This window comes from Pantoea sp. ICBG 985 (assembly GCF_002928365.1).
Lineage (GTDB): Bacteria > Pseudomonadota > Gammaproteobacteria > Enterobacterales > Enterobacteriaceae > Pantoea > Pantoea dispersa.
Genome location: NZ_POWM01000002.1, coordinates 243474 through 263716 on the forward strand (window position 1 = coordinate 243474; position 20243 = coordinate 263716).

The window sequence follows — 20243 nt, forward strand, 5'->3', positions numbered from 1 at the left end:
GCATAGTAGCGAGTATATTGCTATATACCATATGAATCTTACTTAGCACTGATCTAATTTTATATAGTAGAGCTAAGTAATTATTCATGACCTTTCTGTGAGGAGGATAGTGGTCTTTTCAAAATTACTACGGCGTTTAACAAATAGTTGAACGCTGCTAATTATTACCGTTTAATAAATGGTGTAACATAACCAATATATTCGGATTGAACAGTTCGATGGACTTCCCAACGTTTGGCATTAGCAGGTCGTTCACGCTGTGCAGCATGAGTTAAAAATAATCGTCTCTTCGTCCGTGAAACACCAACGAAGAATGCACATCGATTCTCATCTTGGTTACCAAAGAAAATCTCGTTTTCCACCGCCATTATAATTACAGAATCGAACTCAAGCCCTTTGCTTTTGTGAATGGTTAAAATTCTGACTGCTTGGTCATCCGTAAACCGTCCAAGAGCTTGTGGCAAATCTGATTCAATTTCAAGCAACTCTTCAATCCTTGCTTTGGTATCACGAAAAACTTCCTGTAGACGCTTGTGTGATTCGTAATCAGGTGATAGGGCTACGATTGTATCAGAGCCAATATGTTTTAAAAACTCCTTTACAAACTTCCACCAACAAGAAAAAGGTGAATCAAGCTGTTCAGCACTAGTTGCTTCTTTGCGCTGTTTTTTTAACAAACGATCAAGGTCCTTTCGCGCACAGGACTGTACTTCTTCATCAGCAAAAGGAATCAGCTGATTCATCAGACGGATCCAAGCCTTGGGTTCACGCTTTCCATAGAGGCATGAAAGATAATCTACGATTAAACGTGCAACTGGCTCAACAGTAATATCCTGCATTTGCTGCTCGTTTCGATATGGAATTCCTCGTAATTCCAGCTCCATCATTAGGTGGTCAGCATAGAGATCTAACTGCTTAGAAACTAAGACGGCAATTTCTGTTGGTGCCAATCCTTCTTTATTAATCCAGTCATTAATAATATTTGCCAAATAAATGGCTTCTTCTTGACTGTTTCTGAAACTCTCGACATGAATCTCACCTTCGTCACCATTCAATTGTTCATCTGGCATGACAGATGCAAGATCAAGCCGACGGATTATTTCGTTTTGTACTCGCAGCAATTGTGGCTTTGACCGGAAATTACGGTACATGTTAAGTGGAACTGCATTGAAATCATCAGTAAATGTTTGGAATATACCATCCATCGCTCCCGCCCAACCCATGATTTTTTGCTTGGTATCACCTACTGCAGTAAGCCGGATTTTAGTCCCTAGAAAAGCAAGTTTAACCAATTCATATTGCAAATTTGTACAATCCTGAAATTCATCAAGGAAAATATCGCTGTAAGTCTGACGAATAGAATTACGAGCAATTTTTGAGTTTTGCAATATTTTAATAGCCAACGGAACAAGATCACTAAATTCGATTTGGGAACGAGAAATACTGATTTTCTTATCAACGATCGTATAGTCTGAATCTAATGCCTCTCTTCCTTTCAGTACTGGTCTAAAGCGATCAATTATTCGCTTGGCAAATGCATGGCAAGTATAACTATCGAAACGGGAGGCAAGGTCTGCACCACAGCGCCGTTCGACGCGCTCTTTTAGATTTCTACTAGCATCAACCTTGAAGGAGATAGCGAGAATCCGCTTCGGATACCGACATGTCCCTGTCCGTAACAGGAAATCTGCCCGCTGCGCAAGCATTTCAGTTTTACCTGCGCCCGGTCCAGCGGTAAGAGCTAAGCAACGTTTACGGGCTTTTGCTGCTCGTTTTGCATTTGGTTCCAGCGTTAATCCATCTGCGGGTTGCCATGCTTCAATAGGAATCATTCAGGTAATTCTCCAAGTTTGGCAATAACGGCATCAACTAGTCTATTAAGCGACTCTGGCATATTCGCAATTAATTTTTTGTCGCTTAGTTTCGCTAGAGCATCAATGTGTGCGGCGGGCTTACTACCTAATTTAAAACGTAGATGATATGTAGCGAAAAAACTCTGTTCATCTACGCTATATTGAGAAATATTGTTATAGCTTTTGCCAAGCACTGCTTTTATTGTTGACTCATCCGGCTCCTCTTTTTCAACTCCATAAGCTTCGGGATAAGCTAGCAACATAGAAAAGTCCAAATCCATAGGAAAGGAAAAAAACACAGATCGGTTTTCAAGTTCTTCGAAAATGTCTTGAGTGCCTTTATTAAAAAAATGGTGAGTTCTTATTGGCGTAGTTTCATCATTCCATTTTGTAATTTTCCATTCTGTAGGAAGTACTTTCTCCGGCTCAAATGCTGCAAGCTGAACGTTAACGTATTTAATTCGCCCCCATCCAGCGCCATACCGAGCTACATCCAGGTCAAGCAAAGTCAGATAGGGAATCTGCAGTGCTGAAAGCAACCGCCAGAAATGATTTACATGCCTGCCACCTAACGGTGCTACCGTAATAGCTGATTCATCCACAGGAGTGCCCTTAACTTGGAGCAAACGAGGCAGTACGATTCCTTCACTATCTCCTTCACCAAGCACAACCAAGCGTGAGAAATAGATCTCAGGGAATGCTTGTACAGCCTCTCTCACAAATTTATGTGCTTCATCTGTTTTAGGGGGCAATTTGATACACGTAATTCGTGTTTTTCTTTCCTCAGTAAGTCGTAGATAACGTATAAATTTAGGATCAACTCTTCGTAACATTGATGGTGCATGAGTAGCAATTAAGGCTTGAGCATCAATATTTTTTGCCATGGTATTCAAGGCACTGACGATACGTCCCAGGTAATGGGGAGAAAGGCTATTCTCTGGTTCTTCCACTGCGACCAGCGTAAAAATCGGAGGGCGCAACTTGTCGGGATCAAATGTAACATCTTCCTCTGCGAGAACAGCTCTACCGATCGCTTGAGATGATAGAACAAGAGAAAGGTAAAGCATCGATTTTTGACCATCGCTCAACCGAGAAAAATCGACAAGAGAGCCATCATGGCCGGGAGTAAATGAAACCGATAAATGGCGTAGCAATGCTTCAATCTCCGAAGCCACAAATGTAATTTTAGGATCCGAGAAAAATTTACCTTTGTGTAGGGTTGCCCAAGTTAATTTCAAACTTTCACTGAAAGCATTGATGGAGGGATTAGCTGCTAGGCTGTCGCTTATCTGGTTGGTTAATCCTCTAATCGTATTACGTTCATCATCCCAACGAACAGCACGGAGCAAACGTCCGAGTAAAGCGTTAGCACCGTAAGCAATATGGTCTGCAGGGTCCCGTCTGGCTGGTAAGTAGTGAACTTGAATATTATTACGCTCTGCCCTGGTTACTTGAGCTGTGGTTTGAGGTGAGCTATCAGGACTGACATCCAAAACATATGCTAAGTTTTCTTCTATATCCCCATCTATTCCCATAGTAGCAGTGAGGCGAAAACGCACACGTGGAATACCTTCTGGCTCATCAAGTCGCATGTGACCAAAATAAGGAGCCACAGTGCTGTTATCCTCGTCCTCCGCAAGTTCGTGAAACAGAAAGTCAGCTTCAATCCACAACTGTCTCTCAGGAGGAACTTCATCCTCATCAAAAGGGACATGGAAATCTGTTCGCTGGACACGACGCAATGTTGGATCAAACGCAAAAAGTCGGCATAAAGCCTGAAGTGCTGCTGTTTTACCTGATCCATTAGGACCAATGAGATAGGTCACATCTTCCAAGCCTAGTTCAGTTGGTTCTTTGCCAAAAGACTGGAAACCAGATAACCGAATTGCTTCAAGCTTCATTCTACTTCCTCCCTCAGTACAAGTTATCCATTGAAATGATAAGCGAACCCACTTGTTGTTAATAATACGGTAACCATTCTGCCATTAATCCCATACAGCCCTTAAAGAGAGTTGTTAAAGGGTATAGTCATTAGCGAGCCTAGGGAGTCTAGGTGGCCTTACACTCATAGGAAATTTCAGCGATTGTAATTAAACCGGATGCAACAAAAAATTTCTGGTAAATCTTGAAGCAAAGATCAGTTTTGGGTGGCCCCGACAAAATTACCTTATGCCTAAATTCAATAAACCGCTATACCCTCAAAAAAATAAAACCATTTCACTTCTGCGGAGCAAGGGCGCTACGCCCGGATATGCAGGGGCAAGTTTTTTCTCCTGTGCGCTTTTCGTTCCGATATCGGCTTCCGGTTAATCGTTTCCCAACACAACCCGTCCCGCAAGGGTAAATGGCACGCATGCTGCGCCCTTGCAGGACAGAACGATGCAGGGAAAGCGAACCGTCAGGCGATACGAAGACGAAAATCACACACTGACGGAGATAAAACCATGACGATTTCCCTGCATACCACCCGGACAAGCGCCCCTAACACCGCAGCGGCGACCAGCGTATCCCCGCTGGACCCGTCAGGCTCCTCAAAAACGAAATTTTCTAAAACCAGAGCCGACATTTATCAGACCGTTACCGACAACATCATTGCAGCACTTGAAGGCGGTGTAAAACCGTGGTCCTGCCCGTGGCAACGCGTATCCGGCATGTCTGGTCTGCCATCGAATTACGCCACCGGCGTAGCCTACAGCGGTATGAACATCATGTTGCTGTGGTGCAGCGCATCTAAGCAGGGTTTCAGCGATTCACGCTGGATGACCTACAAACAGGCACAGGTAGCAGGTGGACAGGTTCGCAAGGGGGAGCATGGTACAACAGCTATTTTTTACACCACGCTGGAGAAGGAAAACGACGCCGGAGAAGTTGAACATATCCCGATGCTGAAAACCTTCACCGTGTTTAACGTTCAGCAAATCGACGGCCTGTCCCTGACAACTGAAACTGTCAGCCCGGAAGCAACCTTTGACCCGTTGCCGCAGGCTGAGAACCTGTTGCGGAAGAGTGGCGCAAACATCATCGAGAAAGGACAAAACGCCTTTTTCAGCCCATCAACAGATGAAGTCTGGCTACCGGAGCGCCATCTGTTTTCGGATGCGGCTAATTTCTACGCTACAGGTCTGCATGAGCTGGTTCACTGGAGTGGTGGCAAAAAACGTCTGAACCGTGAAATGAAAGGGAAGTTTGGCAGTGCGGATTATGCAGAGGAAGAACTGGTAGCAGAGCTGGGAAGTGCCTTTCTGATGGCGGATCTTGGGATTGAGGGAGAGGTACAACATGGAAGCTATATTGCTTCCTGGCTGAAAGCGCTAAAAAACGACAAGCGTTATATTTTCAAAGCGGCCAGCGCAGCCTCTAAAGCACATCGTTACCTGATGGATAAACTCTGAGACCGGAATCAGACACCGCAAGGGAATGCGGTTACATGGTTTTTAACCGGCAACGCTGCAAGGCGCAGACTGAGGCGGAACGCAGCACAGCGAGTACCGAACAGTCTGCAGCTCGCAGTGGAATAAAAAATTTCCGGCCTAGCGGTATCGCCGCCAGGCCGGTGACGCCATCACGATGGCCTGAGTAAAAGCTTACGTATAGCTGCCTAATGACAGGTGTTTCAGTTCATCAAAGGTATAAATGCGAAACACCCTACGGTGGCGTTCTTCCAGCGGGATGTGCTGATGGTTGATGATGACATGCCTGATGCTGTCAAACAGCAGTTCAAGCGCACGCTTCTTCTGTGGATCGGGCACAACATAAAAAATGTAAATCCAGTGCTTGTTTGTTCGGGCCAGCAGGTGGCTGGCGATAATCGACTGGTAGCGGGCTCGGGTTTTCAGGCGGCGCTCGGTTTCAATGGCAATAACGTTACCGTCAGGCAGGGTCAGTAACCCGTCCGGGCGATGTTTTACCTGATACTGGCTGAGAAAGCTGGCACGGTCGCCGTTAATCCATCCCGAAGCACCTTTCTTCTCCAGAATAAGCCTGACGGCCTGATTATCAAGATGGTGCTCCAGTGTCCAGCCGGTGATTTTTGATGGTTCAAACCGCGCAGGAAAGATTTTATCATTCGGGGTTAAGACCGCCGCCAGCCCGTCGCTGGTGATCCCCCATAATGAAATCTTGATTGTCCGTGATTCAAGCATATGCTTCTGGATTAACCCCATTCGCTCCGTTTTTGCCAGCAGCGAATAAAGCGACTTATGATCCCGGAAGCTAAATAACTGCATCAGCGTTTTAAAATCACTGTAGGTTTCTTCTTTCAGGAAGTTCAGCAGTTGTCTTATTTTCTCGCTGTTGCGCGTCTGGCGCTCGTGATATGACGAAATCAGCATAACCACTCCTTAAAAATGCAGTGGGGAGAAGTGTTCTTCATCATCAGATTGGGACTTTGCCGGTTTTACTTCGCTTTCGTCGAAGAAAAGAGCCGGATGGGTTGTCATCACATCCGGTATGGCTGGTTTATCATCCTCGCCAAAATCCAGCATGATCTTCACCGGGGCTGCCGCTGCGGCAATATCAGGGGAAACCGAGAAGATTTTTAGCTGACGCTTTCTGACCTTTATCGGTGAAATCAAGGAGGCAAAAGGTAGCGTTTTTGTCGTAAAGATAAAGCTGACAAAATCGGGTAGGTTCAGGATCATATTGCTGTCAATAAAGAAACGTTCGGCCTGGCGGATTGTGCGCTCACTGTCGATGGTTTCTGTCAGCATATTATCTGTCTTAGCCTTGCGGAGTTCGTCATCCACCAGAATCGTGCCTGACATTCTTGCCACCCAGTCTGCCGTATCCGGATCCATAACCCGGTAAACCAGTTTGAATTTGGCATTTTCAACGACCGCACCGACAACGGCGTCACCTTTCAAATCTGCCGGGCAGTCTTTTAAATCGGCGATGGACTGGTGGTCCATAATAATGTGTACGCCTTTATCCCGCGCCGCGCCTAAACCTTCCAACGCTGGCCTGGATAAATGGTATTTCAGTTCGGAAAGATAAACAGCAATGGGGCGGGGTACGTCTGTTACACGGTCGCGCCTTTCTGCTAACTGGTAAAGGCGAACCAGCAGCATGCGCTGGGCGGTAATAATTTTGCTGTTTCGCATGGAGCCGACTACATAACAGCAGCCGCCCTCATCAAATATGTGCTTAATCGAAAAGCCTTCTGGTGAGTTAATGGCATTGAGTAATGCCAGTTCCTCAATCTTCCCAAAGAACGCTTTGATTTTTTCGGCAATACCCTGAACGTAATCACCGTTATAAATATCACGGAGAGTTGCCGATGGGTTATCACTGACAAATTGCGCGGCCATACGGGCGGCTTTTCGGTCATCAATACGATAGAAGTCCGATTCCTGCCCTTTTTCTGCCAGGCTGAAACCGGCAACGAACAATTCTTCCAGTTCATCTGGCGTAATATCTTCAATCAGGTTTAGCTGGTATTGCTGTTTTCGCAGGTCAATTAAGGCAAAGGGTTTTCCTGCATCCTCGCAGGCTTTGCGGTAAAGGTGTGGTGCCCATTCATCGTCTTTGGGGTCCATAACAAAAACGCCTTCACCGGCAATAATACTTTGATATAGCAAGATCCCGGCAGCTACCCCTTTACCGGCTCCGGTGGTGCCAATAATATCCGCGTGCTGTTTCTGCCAGTCTTTTAACGGGAGATACATTGGTTCGTTCTCCCTGTCCATGCCAGTAAAAATGCCTTTATTCAGGTCGATATAATCCAGCGGATCATAATGCAGTGTTTCGGGCAGCAGGGACTTTACGGTGCGGACATCGGTGCGCAATTCCCGTTCAAGGGTGGTTTTTTTAACAAGGCGTTTCTTTATTTTGTCCAGTTCCGGCGTGAATACCCGGCGAAGCATAATATGAAAAATAACCCCGGTTACAGTGAATGCAATCCGTACTGACCAGGCCAGTACCGTATTATCACTGCTGGGTCTGATCTTATACAACCACTGAAAGGTTCCGATAACGACCGGAGCCACTGTGCCGGAGAGAAAACACAGCAGGGAAAAAGCGATAATCAGCTTTTTCCAGAGCGGGGCTTTCTGCCGTTCATCGCTTTTCATCGACGCAAAAAACGGCATCGTCAGCCCCGCTAATAACGCCAGCACCAGTTGTTGCTGTTGCACAAAAGCGAGCAGCGCCAGCATCCCGTTCACTATCGGTGACAGTGAAGCGGCAAGCTTATTTAAAATCATGATACCTCCCTCGTCAGCTATTCACCCCATAACATCGCCCCATCAATTCGCCCCATGGTGTCGGGCGAAAAGGCGGGGCGAGCGTATGGGGTAAAGAAGGTGGCCGCTGTGCGGCCATGTGCAGGAAAGCATGCTTTCCTGCACGACACGGCGTGCGCCAGTACATGCGGGCTGGACGCCCTTATTGCCTGTCGCATGGGGGTAATGTTGCGGCTGAACGCCGCGTCAAAACCCCCAAGGTCAACGGCGGCACACCGTCGCACGCTACGCGCGACCACCCCCTTTAAGACGGTCGCTTTCGCCTTTTTCTTCCCTTTGCTCGTTCCTCACAGCGGGAATAAAAGGGAAGCTGACCTTTAAAGGGGGTGGTCGCGCCATGCTACCGGCTTTGGGCCGGAGACTTAGCCGCGACGGTGTGCGGGGCTGTGCCCCCCGGGTAAACCGCTGTCGTGGGCGACAGCTTTTCGCTCGCTGGGGCGGCGAAATTTATCCGGCTCCCCCCCGGCCTGCAAAATCCGCGTGGGCGCGGCTGTTTGCAGGTGAGGCGCGGTGCCTGAATTATTTTCGCTCCTTAACCCGCGAAAATATTTCTGTCCGCTGCCTCATTTTTACGGCCCCTGTTTCTTCGCTTCTTAATCCGCGAAAAACAGAAGCCGTAAAAACCTGAAAACCGTCATGCTCTGTGCCGTCTCGCCAGTATTAACTACGAACGCGGCCATATTTACTGATGATTTGACCGATAGCCGCCGGGTCTGCCAAATCACATTCACTTAAAAATAATTGTCTGGCATCGGCCGTATGGTCAGGAAGAAAGCCGTGTTTATTCTTTTTCACGATATTAAAGAATGCACGTTCAGCGGAATGACATTCACTGCCGCCGCCATTTCCGGTTGCTTTACCGTACATACATAACACCACTTCGCAGGCATCAGCAGCCAGTACAGTTGTTGAACATGACGCAATAACGCAGAGCAATAATACGGAGGATATTGTTTTTTTCATTTCAGTTACCGTTATGATTAATGAAAGGTGTAAGCGTATCGTTCAGACCGTCTTTCATTTCTGCCCGTGTTTCTTACCATGGACACTTTCGCGAACATGGACACTACCGTGGACAGAAACACGCCTTACACCAACAGGCCCTGGATCATCTCAGCGCTGAGCCTGCGGTACAATGACGCTCTCACATACCGTGAAATCGCGGAGAAGCTGAACATCAGCGCCTCTGCTACCCACAAGATGTTTACGCGTTTCCGGCGCACCGGCATTGCCTGGCCGCTTCCGGCGGACTACACGCCGGAAAAGCTCGAGGCTGAACTCTACGCTTTTAATCTTGAGACGAATCAGCCCGTCAAAAAACGCCGGCCTGACTGGCCGCTGGAGTTCAAAATCCGCATGGCGGAGCTGAGCCTGCAACCCGGCATCTGTGTGGCTGAGCTGCGCGGGAAAACGGCGTTAACGATAACCTGATTTTTAACTGGCGAAATCAGCACCGGCACGGCATGCTTGCCCCCGCCACCCGCGCCGGGCTTATCCCGGTTACAGTAGAACCCCTTCCGGCTCCTGCCCGGAAAGGTAATGTCGTATCTGCGGAGACGATGCCGGTAATCAGTTGCAAGCTTACCCTGCCGGGCGGCACTCTGAGCCTGACGGGCCCCATGACACCGGAACTGCTGCGGTCGCTGGTCAGTGAACTAAGGAAAGATGAAATATGATTAGCTTTCCTGCAGGCTCGCGTATCTGGCTGGTTGCCGGTGTGACTGACATGCGCTGCAGCTTTAACGGGCTGGCGGCAAAGGTGCAGAATACGCTGCGCGCCGACCCGTTCGGCGGTCATCTGTTTATCTTCCGTGGCCGTCGCGGCGATATGGTTAAGGTCCTCTGGGCAGACCCCGATGGTCTTTGTCTTTTTACGAAGCGCCTTGAGCGGGGGCGTTTCGTCTGGCCGGTGAATCGTGACGGCAGGGTACACCTCACTCAGGCACAGCCTGCGATGCTGCTGGAAGGCATCAACTGGAAGCATCCGCAGCGGACAGAACGGCCTGGCCTGCGTATCTGAACCGGAGTAAGGTGGAGGAATGGAACGCTCACTTTCTGCAGAAAACACCCGGCTCCGGGCCCTGCTGGATACGCAGCAGCGAAGCCTTAAGCAGATGGCCGAATATAACCGCCTCCTGTCACAGCGGGTGGCGGCGTACGCCAGCGAAATCAGCCGGCTGAAGGCGCTGGTTGCGAAGCTGCAGCGCATGCAGTTCGGCAAAAGCTCCGAAAAGCTGAGCGACAAAATGCAGCGCCAGGTACGGGAGGCAGAAGAACGCATCAGTGCACTGCAGGAGGAGATGACGGAAGTGCTGGGTGAGCAGCATGACCCGGTACTCCCACAGTCGTTGCGCCAGTCTTCAGCCCGTAAACCGCTGCCGGACTCACTTCCACGCGAAACCATCACGCTGCTGCCGGAAGATGCGGTCTGTCCGGCCTGCGGCGGTGACCTCAGTCCGCTGGGCTGCGACATCTCAGAACAGCTGGATCTCATCAGCAGCGCCTTTAAGGTTATCGAAACGCAGCGGCCGAAGCTGGCCTGCTGTCAGTGCGACCAGATCGTTCAGGCACCCATGCCCTCAAAACCCATTGAGCGCAGCTACGCCGGCACCGGTCTGCTGGCACGTATCGTCACAGCGAAGTTCGCAGAGCACACACCGCACTACCGCCAGTCTGAGATATACCGCCGGCAGGGCGTTGAGCTGAGCCGCGCCACTCTGGGACGCTGGTCCGGTGCGGTCAGTAAGCTGCTGGAACCCCTGTATGAACTGTTGCGCCAGTACGTGCTGATGCCGGGCAAGGTTCACACTGATGATATTCCGGTACCGGTGCAGGAACCGGGCAGCGGCAAAACGCGCACGGCCCGGCTGTGGGTGTACGTGCGGGATGACCGCAACGCGGGGTCACAGCTCCCACCTGCGGTGTGGTTCGCGTACTCGCCGTACCGCAGGGGCATGCACCCACAGCAGCATCTGAGCGGGTACAGTGGTATTCTTCAGGCCGACGCTTACGGCGGGTACAATGCCCTGTATGAGGATGGCCAAATTTCTGAAGCGGCCTGCATGGCACATGCCCGGCGAAAAATCCTCGACGTGCATGTCCATACGCCGACCGATATCACCACCGAGGGACTGAGGCGTATTGGCGAGTTGTACGCCATTGAAGCCGAGATTCGCGGCAGTCCGGCAGAAAATCGACTGGCGGTGAGAAAGGCCAGAACTGTTCCGCTGATGCAGTCGCTGTACGACTGGATACAGAGCCGGATGACAAAACTGTCACGCCACTCCGACACGGCGAAGGCATTCGCGTACCTACTGAAACAGTGGGACGCCCTTAACCTGTACTGTACAAATGGCTGGGCAGAAATTGACAACAACATTGCGGAGAACGCGCTGCGCGGTGTGGCTTTCGGCCGAAAAAACTGGTTATTTTCCGGTTCAGACGAGGGGGGAGAAAGAACTGCTGTTCTGTACTCGTTGATCGGCACCTGCCAGATGAACGGTGTTGATCCCGAAGCGTGGCTCCGTTACGTACTGGGACATATCCAGGACTGGCCGGCTAACCGTGTACGTGATCTGATGCCGTGGAAAGCCGGTATTACATCTCTCTGAGAATGAATACGGGTTCTTACAATACCGGCTATCCGATACCAGTTTTTCCTGACTCAGGAGCGGATCAGAGCCGGTCTTTTTGCATCAAACCGCCAGTTCTCAATCAGAAATTGCATACCAAGTGCATCGTTGCGATTTTTATCCGGCAGTGCATTATAGAGTTCATGTGCTTCCTCTACGCGTTTCATATCCAGTGAGATGCCAAGTCCCGGCCCTTCGGGCAGTTCAAGGTAACCCTGACGGATTTGCGGCGGCTGCTTTGTCAGATGCTGGCCATCCTGCCAAATCCAGTGCGTATCAAACGCCGTCTGACGCTCTCCCGGAGCAGCCGCGCCCAGGTGCGCCACCATTGCAAGAGAGATATCGAAATGGTTATTGGAGTGGCAGCCGGTGACCAGTCCCCATTCATTGCACAATTGTGCCACCATGTTAGCATTGCGCATCGTCCAGAAGTGCGGGTCAGCAAGCGGGATATCAATAGCATTCAACTGCAAAGCATGATTCAGCTGACGCCAGTCATTGGCGATCATATTTGTTGCGACCGGCACACCCGTGGCACGCCGGAATTCAGCCAGCGTCTCCCGGCCGGAGTAGCCCTGTTCTGCCCCACAGGGATCTTCCAGATAGGGCACTTTTCCCGCAAGTTGCCTGCCGTAGCTTATGGCCTCTCCCAGTGACCAGCAGGCATTGGGATCAACTGTCACACGGGCCTGCGGGAAATTTTTCAATAACGCTTCAACTGTCTCGACCTCTACGTCGCCGTGGTGAACACCGCCCTTCAGTTTGAAGTCGCGAAAACCATAGTGGTCCTGTGCAGCTTCTGCCAGCCGTACCACCGCAGCACTGTCCATCGCTGGTTCATGCCGCAGCCGGAACCAGTCACTTTTGTCTTGACGGCCCGCCTGATAATTCATGGTGGTTTTACTGCGATCAGCGATATAGAACAGATAACCCAGCACAGGAATACGGTCGCGTTGCCTGCCGCTGGCAAGCAGATCCGCCACCGGGAGGTTAAGAAACTGGCCCTGCAAATCCAGCAATGCTGCTTCAATTGCGGCCGCGGCATTGTAGAATTTCTCAGGGTTCATCTGCGGAATATGAATATCTCGGGTATGTGCTGTTTGCTGATGGCGGGCATCGCTGGCAAATAACTGACTCAGGGTGGCATTGAGGCGCAGCAATGAACTCCCCTCAATCTGCGGTCTGAACAGTTCCAGCAATTTTAACGTTGTCGCATGACAGGGCGTTTCGCCTACCCCCTGGTGTCCTGCGGAGTCGGTCATAATTACCAGAATACGGGTAAAGTAACAGTTATGCGCGCCACCAATATTCAGCAGCATGCTGTCGTAACCGGCAACAGGCACAATTCGCATTGATTTAATGACTGGACTCTCTGACATGGTGCTTCTCCTTCTCCATATGACCAAAGGCGGGGGGAACCGGCCTGCGCCGCATCAACAACCAGATGCCGGTGATCGCCGAGATGCTGGTCAGTGCATACAGTCCCCCACGGGTGCTGCCGGTTTGCATTTCCAGGTAGCCAAAGACTGTCGGAGCAAAGAACCCTCCAAGGTTGCCGACAGAATTGATTAATGCAATGCCCGGTGCAGCAATAGCCATGGGCAATTGCGCCTGTGGCATCGGCCAGAAAAAAGCCGCACTGACTTTTGAGCCAATGCAGGCAACTATCATCGCGGCAAAACCGAACCAGGGAGTACCTGTCGTAGCCATAAATGTACCGCAGGCGGCAAGCAGCATTGCCAGCCCCAGCCCTTTATCAAGTCTGTCGCAATAGCGGTCGGTGGTTTTACCCAGAAGAAACAGGGCAATGATGGCGCATAACCAGGGAACAGCTGTAAGCAACCCGGATTCAAAACTGTTGAATCCCTGAATGCGCTGAATGATCTGCGGCAGCCAGAATACCAGCGTGTAGCCAGTCATAGTCATAGTGAAAAATATCAGGCAATAAAACAGGAGACTGCGATCTTTCAGCAATCCCCAGCGACCATATTCCTGTGAGAGCTCATTACGCGCAGTATCTTCCTGAGCCAGCTGCAACGTCAGGGCCTGTTTCTCATCGGCAGACAGCCAACGTGCCTGTTCCGGTCGGGAAACCAGTACCATTGCCGCCAGCAGACCAACCACAATAGATCCACTGCCTTCGATAAACATCACCCATTTCCAGCCGGCGATGCCCATAAAATCGTGCATCATCAGAATTGCTCCGGTCAGCGGGCCGGAGAACAGAAACGCACTGGCAGTTGCACTCAGTATCATCGCGGTGGCGCGCCCGCGCCAGGCATTGGGCACCCACTGCCTGAAATAGAACAAAACTCCGGGGAAGAATCCCGCTTCTGCCACGCCAAGTAGAAAACGAAGCAAATAAAAATGCACCGGAGAACTGACGAAACCGGTGAGTACCACAACCATGCCCCAGGTGATCATGATACGTGTCAGCCACACCCGCGCACCGAGCTTTTTCAGCATGATATTACTCGGCACCTCAAACAGCGCATAACCGATGAAAAAGAGTCCGGCTCCGAGACCGAATGCTGCCGCACTGATGCCGGCATCGGTTTGAAGCTCTGCTTTGACAAAGCCTATGTTGGCCCGGTCAATCTGGTTGATAATCAGCATTACCGCCAACATCGGGATAATCCGGCGGAAGAATTTGCTGATAGCGGTAGTCAACAGCAGGGTGTGATTGGCTGAGAAATCAGCATATTGTTGCGTTGCCATGTGTCACCTTTCGGGTAAGAAACACTGCATATAGATATATACATTGTTAATTCGTGGGGTACTGTGTGAATGCCCGAAGTGTTTTGGGCATTCGAACAAAAAGACATTTATTTCAGAAGGTTAGTAAACCATGTTGCAAAAATTTTAGTAAAGAATTGTGCGCTGGCTCACCGGTCACCTTGAATGAACAGTCTCCGTACATATTCAACCCCACCGCTGTCAAAACAGATTTCATTATTGCTGAGAGTCAATACGGTTTTAATGTGCCGCTTACTGAAAGGTTACGTATTCTGGATAATGTTATTTGCCAGAGTTATTTTCTGAATGTCTCTTTCATGCTATTTAAATGAACTGGTTTAAAGTAAACATTATGCATCCGGCGAACATCGCCGTGTATATCAATACTGACGATGACATCAATGCTTTTAAGTACCTTGCGTAACAGCACATCAAAAGGAATATTCCGGCAGTCGGGGTTTTCATAGCAGCGGTCAATGATACCTTCAATGCATTCTTCCGGGCTGCCCGCATGCATGGAGGTGATTAATCCCTCATGCCCGGAACCAATAATTTTCAGCGCGTCCCACGCTTCCCGCCCACGAATTTCCGCCAGTAATATCCGGTCAGGGTTCATCCGATAATTAGCACGGATCAGCCTGCCGGGCGTGACAATAGCGTTATCCCCGGCATCCGCCGGGTAAAAAAGATGAACATAATTGCCGTGGTGATAAAAACGGATTTCGGGATTATCCTCAATCGTTACCAGACGGAGATGCAGCGGAATATATTGCAGCAGCGTTTTCATATAGGTGGTTTTGCCGGAGCCGGTTTCACCCACAATAAAAATCGTTTTGCCGTATTCCACCGCCTTTTCCATAAAGCGGGGAATATCCCCGCTGTGATATAACCGGATCAGTGCATTATCCTGGCTTTCCGTTTTTTCCTGTCCGGCCACGCGCTGGTAAAATCCCGCATCAATCCATGACTGATGTGTTTTCTGTTCAAACGAGGGCTTGCGCAGCGTAATGGACACCGTCTTACGCTCACAGGCCGGGGGAATAATCGTCTGAATACGCTCGCCGGATTCGAGCGTGGCCGACAGTATCGGTGACGTATCGTCAATATTATCGTCCTGCCAGGACGCCAGTGCTCTGGCAAAGGCGTAACACTGACGCAGCGTGACCGGGGATTCACGCCGCTTCCATGCACCCTTTATTTTTGTATGCAGTTCCCCTGGACGGTTAATCACGATTTCGGTCAGCCCTTCGACTGGCAGATAATCACCGAACAGCTGATTTTTCATAAAATCCAGTGACAGGTTTTCAGTGCTCATACCATTTCTTTTTCAGTCGCAGTTGATAAACAGAGGAAAAATCAATATCCGTACCGGTCATGATGCCGATCACGTCGCCCTGGTTCAGATACATCGTAGGCGGGATACTGATGCTGTTTTCCAGCGTCGTTTTCGCCATTTCCGCCGTAGCGGCGCGGGTGTTTTCGGTATAATCGGTATTACGGTCTTTCCCCGGCGCGGCATCCGATGCCGCTGCCGCCACGTCCTGCACGGTACTCAGCAGCAGGGCGTTGCCGAAACGCGCCCAGAAATGGCTGTCGATCCAGCCCGCGATCCCTGCCTCGCCTAGCGGGCCGGTGGCCTGCGTATCGGTGAGCGGGATTTGCAGGCTGCCGGGCTCCGGCGTGCGCAGCTCCGTCCACAGCACAAACATCCGGCTGCGCCCGTGTTGCAGTGCGCCGGTGCGGTAGACGCCACGGGCGACTGTTCCGGCCGGGATCAGCTTCACATGGTTGCTGGCGCTCCAGATATCCTCCCCAATCAGGCAGGATATATGACCGCCAACATCGGATACGAAGCGCCGCATCATCGAACACGGAATATAGCGGTCTACCGGAATATAGAGATCGGGATCGAGGCCCAGTCGTCTGACACCGGTGACACGGGCAACGCCCGGATTGTCGTTATTATTGCTGCCTGCCGGTGTTGTCGTATCCGGGCAGCGCAGGCGTCCATCTTCGCCACTGACCAGTGCAGACTGACAGGATGTGTACACCGTGGAGGCTGACGGGCTACCCGACGTTTCCGCGTTACTGCGCACTCCGCTTCGGGACGTGCGTGTATTGTCGCCTGACCCTGTGCTGCCGCTGTTCAGCCCGTCTGCCAGTGCTGCCGCCTTGTTCAGGGCGGGCGGCCCGGGCGGCAGAGCTGGAGTGGCCGGGGCGCTCTGACTGGCAGGGTCTGCACTTTCCTTCCTCCCGGGCCCGAACAGGCCAAACGGGTTACTGTCCAGACCCAGATTCTTACGCTCCTGCTGCACCGCCCCGGAGGAAGAGGGCGGCGCGGTGTCGGATTCTTTCTCATCACCCCTTTTCAGGGCGTTGAGAAGACGATCGCCACCGGATGCCAGTGCAATGACCAGAACCAGACTCAGCAGGCTGACGATCAGCGTGCGGCGACCTGAAGCTTTACGGAAACGGGTCACTTCCGGCTGACCGGGCGGCGTTTTCTGCTCCGGCTCCTGATATGCCATTGCCGCGCGGGCGCGTTCACGGGCTTCCGCTTCCCGTTCTGCGGTGGTTTTTTCCGGTTCGTCCGGGAAAGATTTGTCGGTCATTTTGCCTCCAGCATAACGGAGGGTGAAACAGTGTCACTGTTGGTCAGCGGGATACGCCCGGACCCGTCGTTTTCGATCCCCACCACCGAGGTGCCGTAACGCAGAACCAACTGCGGCGATGCCGGAACCGCCATCACGGTGTAGTTGCCCTGTTTAATGGTCCGGGGCGTGACCGCCTGCTCCTGACCATTAACCACCCGGAAAACGGAAGGCAGGGTTTTCGAGGGAGAAAAACCGATATACGCAAAACGACCGTCATCCCAGGTAAAGTCCGGGGCGATGGAGGCTGAGCCTGCGGCCACCCGTTTTGTATAGCGCCAGTTGCGCGGCGTGGTGGCCTGCCCGAATGCCGCCGCTATCCGCTGCCGGTCCAGTGCTTCCTGCTGATGTTGCTGACGGGCGATGCTGGCGGCGGCAGACTTTTTCCGCAGTTCGTCGGGATAGCGGTAGCGGATAACAAAGGTCTGAGCGGGCGAGTCTTTATCCAGCACGTTCAGCTCCAGGCTGTAATCGCGCTTCGATGTCACCACGAACAGGTTAGTTTTCCAGTCTTTTGCCGTCGGCAGAAACACCTGGCTGACGTTGTTGCCGCTGGCATCCGTGACCGGCTGGGTAATCGGGTTCGGGCTGACGCCTACCCGGTTATCGCTTTTCGTCACGGTCCAGCCTCTGGGAAAACCCGCCTGCGCATCGATAACGGTTTCATCATCGTCAAACACCAGCATGGTGACGTAGCCGGGGCGGGTACTGACGACCGTGGCGTTCTGGCTGTTGTACGTGACGTTCTGCATCCGGCTGTCATACGCGCTGCCGCGCGGTGTCGCCGCGCTCCATGCCACGCATGACGCCAGTAAACCCGTGAGGAGCAGAATGTGTTTCAGCATCATTCCCCCCTCAGCTCTTTGTCGCGCTGGTAGCTGGTGACGATAAAGCCCAGCGGGTTCACTTCGCGCTGGCTGTCGGTCAGTTGCCGGTGCGGGACGTAGCGGTATGTGAGGCGGATATTCCAGACATCTGTTTTCACGGAATTATCAGCAATACTGCGGATGGTACGCTTGATACGCAGGGTTGCCAGATTATCCGGCCCGGTGGCAGGCGCATGCACATTGGAAATAATGTCGATATCAACAATATATTCCGCCTTGTTAAAAATCACGTCCGGGGCCTGGTCGCCGTTAAACCCGTCCAGATAGTCCCGGTTCACGCTGTCGCTGTTAAATAACTGCACGTCGTCATAATCACGCTGGAGGGAGAAATAATTATATCCCTCGCGGAGTCTGACATAGTGTGCTGCCAGTGAATGCGCCAGTGCCTTTTCAGACGAAATATCCCGCTCCTTAACACGGGTCATATATTCATAGCGCCCGGTCTGTTTATCCACCGACCATAATTCAGTGTCGGTAGTTTTCAGCGGCAACAGAATAATAATGGCCGCAACTGCCATTGCGGCCAGAATCAGTCCGGCAGCGGCCACCCGCCAGGCGGTTTTTCGGTAACGCTCTTCCTTTTCCAGCAGGATGGATTCAAAAGAGCGGGAAACATTAACAATCTTCTGAATATCAGACATGGTGAGTCAGCTCCTGAATGATGGCGGGGGAATTCACCGGCTCGGGTTCGCCGGATACCGGCGGGAGGTCGCCCTGATGCTGTGCACAGCCTGTGAGCGCGCACAGCATCAGAAGGATGATGCTGAATTTCATGGAAGCCCCTTATCATATGGATGCAGGAATGCCGCACCGGTGGTGCAGGCCACGGCGTGACGGGGAAAGGAAATTAACGGCAGGGAGGATTAACGGTGACGCTGACGGTTCAGGCGTTTCATGCTTTCGATGGCGGCGGCGCGTTTCTGCCAGGCGCTCACGGTTTTACCCGCGCCTGCGCCGGTGAGCCTGCCGGTCGACGCGACGACGGCCATGCCGCCTTTCGCAGCCAGGCGGGCACCGCCCTTTATCCCCGGCCCGGCGAGGTCGGCGGATTTATTCGCCAGTCCGCTCAGACCACTCATGGCTGCCCCCTGCAGCACTGCCTGTACGGCGGCCCCGCTGAGTGCGCTGGCGAGCTTCGCGGAGAACCAGACCACCACACCCGCCGCAATCCCGGCCAGCAGGCACTGTGCTGCCAGCGTCACCATGTTACTGACATTGGATGTCCGGGTCGCTGCATCAAGGATTTTATTCAGGTAATTGATGGCGATACGGATGGATAAGGCGGAAAACATGATCGTTAATATTGCCGCGAAAATCGTTTTCAGCCAGTTATCAAACATTGGCTTAAGAAAACCGTACAGCAGGCAGAAAATAAAGAGCGGCGCGGTGGTCGTCATTAACAGGATGGTAATTTCGGCGAGCAGGTTGACAAAGGTGGCCGCCAGTAACAGAACGATCGCGCCGCCCCATACCAGCACTTCGGCAAAGCCACCATTAAGTTTGACGTAAGTCGAAGTGTCCATACTGAACAGCGTCTGTCCCAGTGTCTGCGCCTTTTCCCAGACGGTATCAAGCAACGCCCAGACGTTATCATCGCCGCTGACACCGTCTTTGAGTCCCTGGATAGCCGCTACCGCCATATCCAGCCAGCCATCCCGGTTTAACGCAAAGGTGGTGATCATCAACATTCGCCCCACATCCCAGGCGACATCTTCTACCGGGGTCCGGAGTTTGCCAGCCAGTGTCTGGTAACCGCGATACAGTATAAATAAGGTAAAAGAACTGACGATGATGACGCTGATCATAGTGCCGTAAGTGGAAGACTGACCTTCCAGAACGGCATTCAGTCCATCCATGATGTTTTTGTCCATACCAACAAAAATACCACCGGACATGGTGCCTCACCTGATATATAAAGAAAGGAAATAAAAAACAGGGAGAATTCCCTGTTTTGCTGGAGGAGATATTACCGGGTGACGGATTTTCTCTTTTCGGCTTCCAGCTGAAAGAGTGTCTCAAATTTTTCTTTTGTTCCGGGCTTGCCAATTTGAGCGAACATAATGGCAGCCCGTTGAGCAAACTCGCAGTTATCGCTTGCCTCACCATCCTTCAGGCATTGCGTATAAACCGCATATGTTTCGTCAGGATGCTGCTTATACCAGGCTTCGGATTTGGTTTCCTTGCAGCCGGACAGTAATATCACGCCTGAGAGTGTGCATAAGGTGAATAAGGATCTGAGCATGGA

The 20243-nt window shown here is 51.5% G+C and carries 18 protein-coding genes; 4 read left to right on the top strand and 14 right to left on the bottom strand.

Features of this window, described 5'->3' with window-relative positions:
• Positions 1-164: 164 nt before the first annotated feature.
• Together C1Y42_RS07185 and C1Y42_RS07190 are read right to left on the bottom strand one after the other, a co-directional pair.
• Positions 165-1832 (bottom strand): UvrD-helicase domain-containing protein, encoded by a 1668-nt coding sequence (locus tag C1Y42_RS07185; RefSeq protein ID WP_104093099.1) that lies wholly within the window; start codon positions 1830-1832, stop codon positions 165-167.
• Positions 1829-3754 carry an ATP-dependent endonuclease gene (locus C1Y42_RS07190; RefSeq protein ID WP_047727008.1) on the bottom strand — a complete coding sequence of 642 codons (1926 nt, stop codon included), beginning with the start codon at positions 3752-3754 and terminating at the stop codon, positions 1829-1831. Before C1Y42_RS07190 ends, C1Y42_RS07185 begins: the two co-directional genes overlap by 4 nt.
• 543 nt (positions 3755-4297) lie before the next feature.
• Here C1Y42_RS07190 and C1Y42_RS07195 point away from each other — a divergent pair.
• Positions 4298-5245, top strand: a complete 948-nt coding sequence (locus tag C1Y42_RS07195) for an ArdC family protein (protein ID WP_047727009.1) — start codon at positions 4298-4300, stop codon at positions 5243-5245.
• Positions 5246-5437: 192 nt separating this feature from the next.
• On the opposite strand, the gene mobC is transcribed toward C1Y42_RS07195, so the two are convergent.
• The 3 genes from mobC to C1Y42_RS07215 form a co-directional block, all read right to left on the bottom strand.
• Positions 5438-6184 (bottom strand): MobC family replication-relaxation protein, encoded by a 747-nt coding sequence (gene mobC, locus C1Y42_RS07200; RefSeq protein ID WP_044784812.1) that lies wholly within the window; start codon positions 6182-6184, stop codon positions 5438-5440.
• A 9-nt stretch (positions 6185-6193) separates the two neighbouring features.
• A complete protein-coding gene (locus C1Y42_RS07205; RefSeq protein ID WP_104093100.1) occupies positions 6194-8053 on the bottom strand; it encodes a type IV secretory system conjugative DNA transfer family protein in 1860 nt (619 codons plus the stop codon).
• Positions 8054-8752: 699 nt separating this feature from the next.
• Positions 8753-9055 (bottom strand): TrbM/KikA/MpfK family conjugal transfer protein, encoded by a 303-nt coding sequence (locus tag C1Y42_RS07215; protein WP_047727016.1) that lies wholly within the window; start codon positions 9053-9055, stop codon positions 8753-8755.
• A gap of 96 nt (positions 9056-9151) precedes the next feature.
• Here C1Y42_RS07215 and C1Y42_RS23395 point away from each other — a divergent pair, with 96 nt between their 5' ends.
• The 3 genes from C1Y42_RS23395 to C1Y42_RS07230 all read left to right on the top strand — a co-directional run bounded on the left by C1Y42_RS23395 (position 9152) and on the right by C1Y42_RS07230 (position 11703).
• Entirely contained in the window at positions 9152-9523 is a 372-nt protein-coding gene (locus C1Y42_RS23395) for a winged helix-turn-helix transcriptional regulator (protein ID WP_158251393.1), read from the top strand.
• Between the two features lie 241 nt (positions 9524-9764).
• Positions 9765-10112, top strand: coding sequence for an IS66 family insertion sequence element accessory protein TnpB (tnpB, locus tag C1Y42_RS07225; RefSeq protein WP_047727017.1), 348 nt, complete (start codon positions 9765-9767; stop codon positions 10110-10112).
• A 19-nt stretch (positions 10113-10131) separates the two neighbouring features.
• Positions 10132-11703: an IS66 family transposase gene (locus C1Y42_RS07230; RefSeq protein ID WP_104093101.1), complete on the top strand. Its 1572-nt coding sequence runs from the start codon at positions 10132-10134 to the stop codon at positions 11701-11703.
• Between the two features lie 53 nt (positions 11704-11756).
• Here the strand turns inward: C1Y42_RS07230 and C1Y42_RS07235 are convergent, their stop codons facing one another.
• The 9 genes from C1Y42_RS07235 to C1Y42_RS07270 all read right to left on the bottom strand — a co-directional run bounded on the left by C1Y42_RS07235 (position 11757) and on the right by C1Y42_RS07270 (position 20240).
• Positions 11757-13103 carry an enolase C-terminal domain-like protein gene (locus tag C1Y42_RS07235; RefSeq protein WP_047727020.1) on the bottom strand — a complete coding sequence of 449 codons (1347 nt, stop codon included), beginning with the start codon at positions 13101-13103 and terminating at the stop codon, positions 11757-11759.
• A complete protein-coding gene (locus C1Y42_RS07240) occupies positions 13081-14442 on the bottom strand; it encodes an MFS transporter (RefSeq protein ID WP_047727021.1) in 1362 nt (453 codons plus the stop codon). Before C1Y42_RS07240 ends, C1Y42_RS07235 begins: the two co-directional genes overlap by 23 nt.
• A gap of 313 nt (positions 14443-14755) precedes the next feature.
• Positions 14756-15775 carry a P-type DNA transfer ATPase VirB11 gene (gene virB11 / locus C1Y42_RS07245; RefSeq protein ID WP_104093102.1) on the bottom strand — a complete coding sequence of 340 codons (1020 nt, stop codon included), beginning with the start codon at positions 15773-15775 and terminating at the stop codon, positions 14756-14758.
• Positions 15765-17072 carry a VirB10/TraB/TrbI family type IV secretion system protein gene (gene virB10, locus C1Y42_RS07250; RefSeq protein ID WP_047727024.1) on the bottom strand — a complete coding sequence of 436 codons (1308 nt, stop codon included), beginning with the start codon at positions 17070-17072 and terminating at the stop codon, positions 15765-15767. The genes virB11 and virB10 overlap by 11 nt, the downstream gene beginning before the upstream one ends.
• Positions 17069-17959, bottom strand: coding sequence for a P-type conjugative transfer protein VirB9 (gene virB9 / locus C1Y42_RS07255; RefSeq protein ID WP_195765223.1), 891 nt, complete (start codon positions 17957-17959; stop codon positions 17069-17071). The genes virB10 and virB9 overlap by 4 nt, the downstream gene beginning before the upstream one ends.
• Positions 17956-18639 carry a virB8 family protein gene (locus C1Y42_RS07260; RefSeq protein ID WP_047727028.1) on the bottom strand — a complete coding sequence of 228 codons (684 nt, stop codon included), beginning with the start codon at positions 18637-18639 and terminating at the stop codon, positions 17956-17958. Before C1Y42_RS07260 ends, virB9 begins: the two co-directional genes overlap by 4 nt.
• On the bottom strand, positions 18632-18772 hold the full coding sequence (locus C1Y42_RS23685) for a hypothetical protein (protein ID WP_047727029.1): 141 nt from the start codon (positions 18770-18772) through the stop codon (positions 18632-18634). Before C1Y42_RS23685 ends, C1Y42_RS07260 begins: the two co-directional genes overlap by 8 nt.
• Before the next feature lie 89 nt (positions 18773-18861).
• Complete coding sequence (locus C1Y42_RS07265; RefSeq protein ID WP_047727031.1) at positions 18862-19893, bottom strand: type IV secretion system protein; 1032 nt, start codon at positions 19891-19893, stop codon at positions 18862-18864.
• 71 nt (positions 19894-19964) lie between these two features.
• Positions 19965-20240, bottom strand: coding sequence for an EexN family lipoprotein (locus tag C1Y42_RS07270; RefSeq protein ID WP_047727032.1), 276 nt, complete (start codon positions 20238-20240; stop codon positions 19965-19967).
• Between the last annotated feature and the right edge of the window lie 3 nt (positions 20241-20243).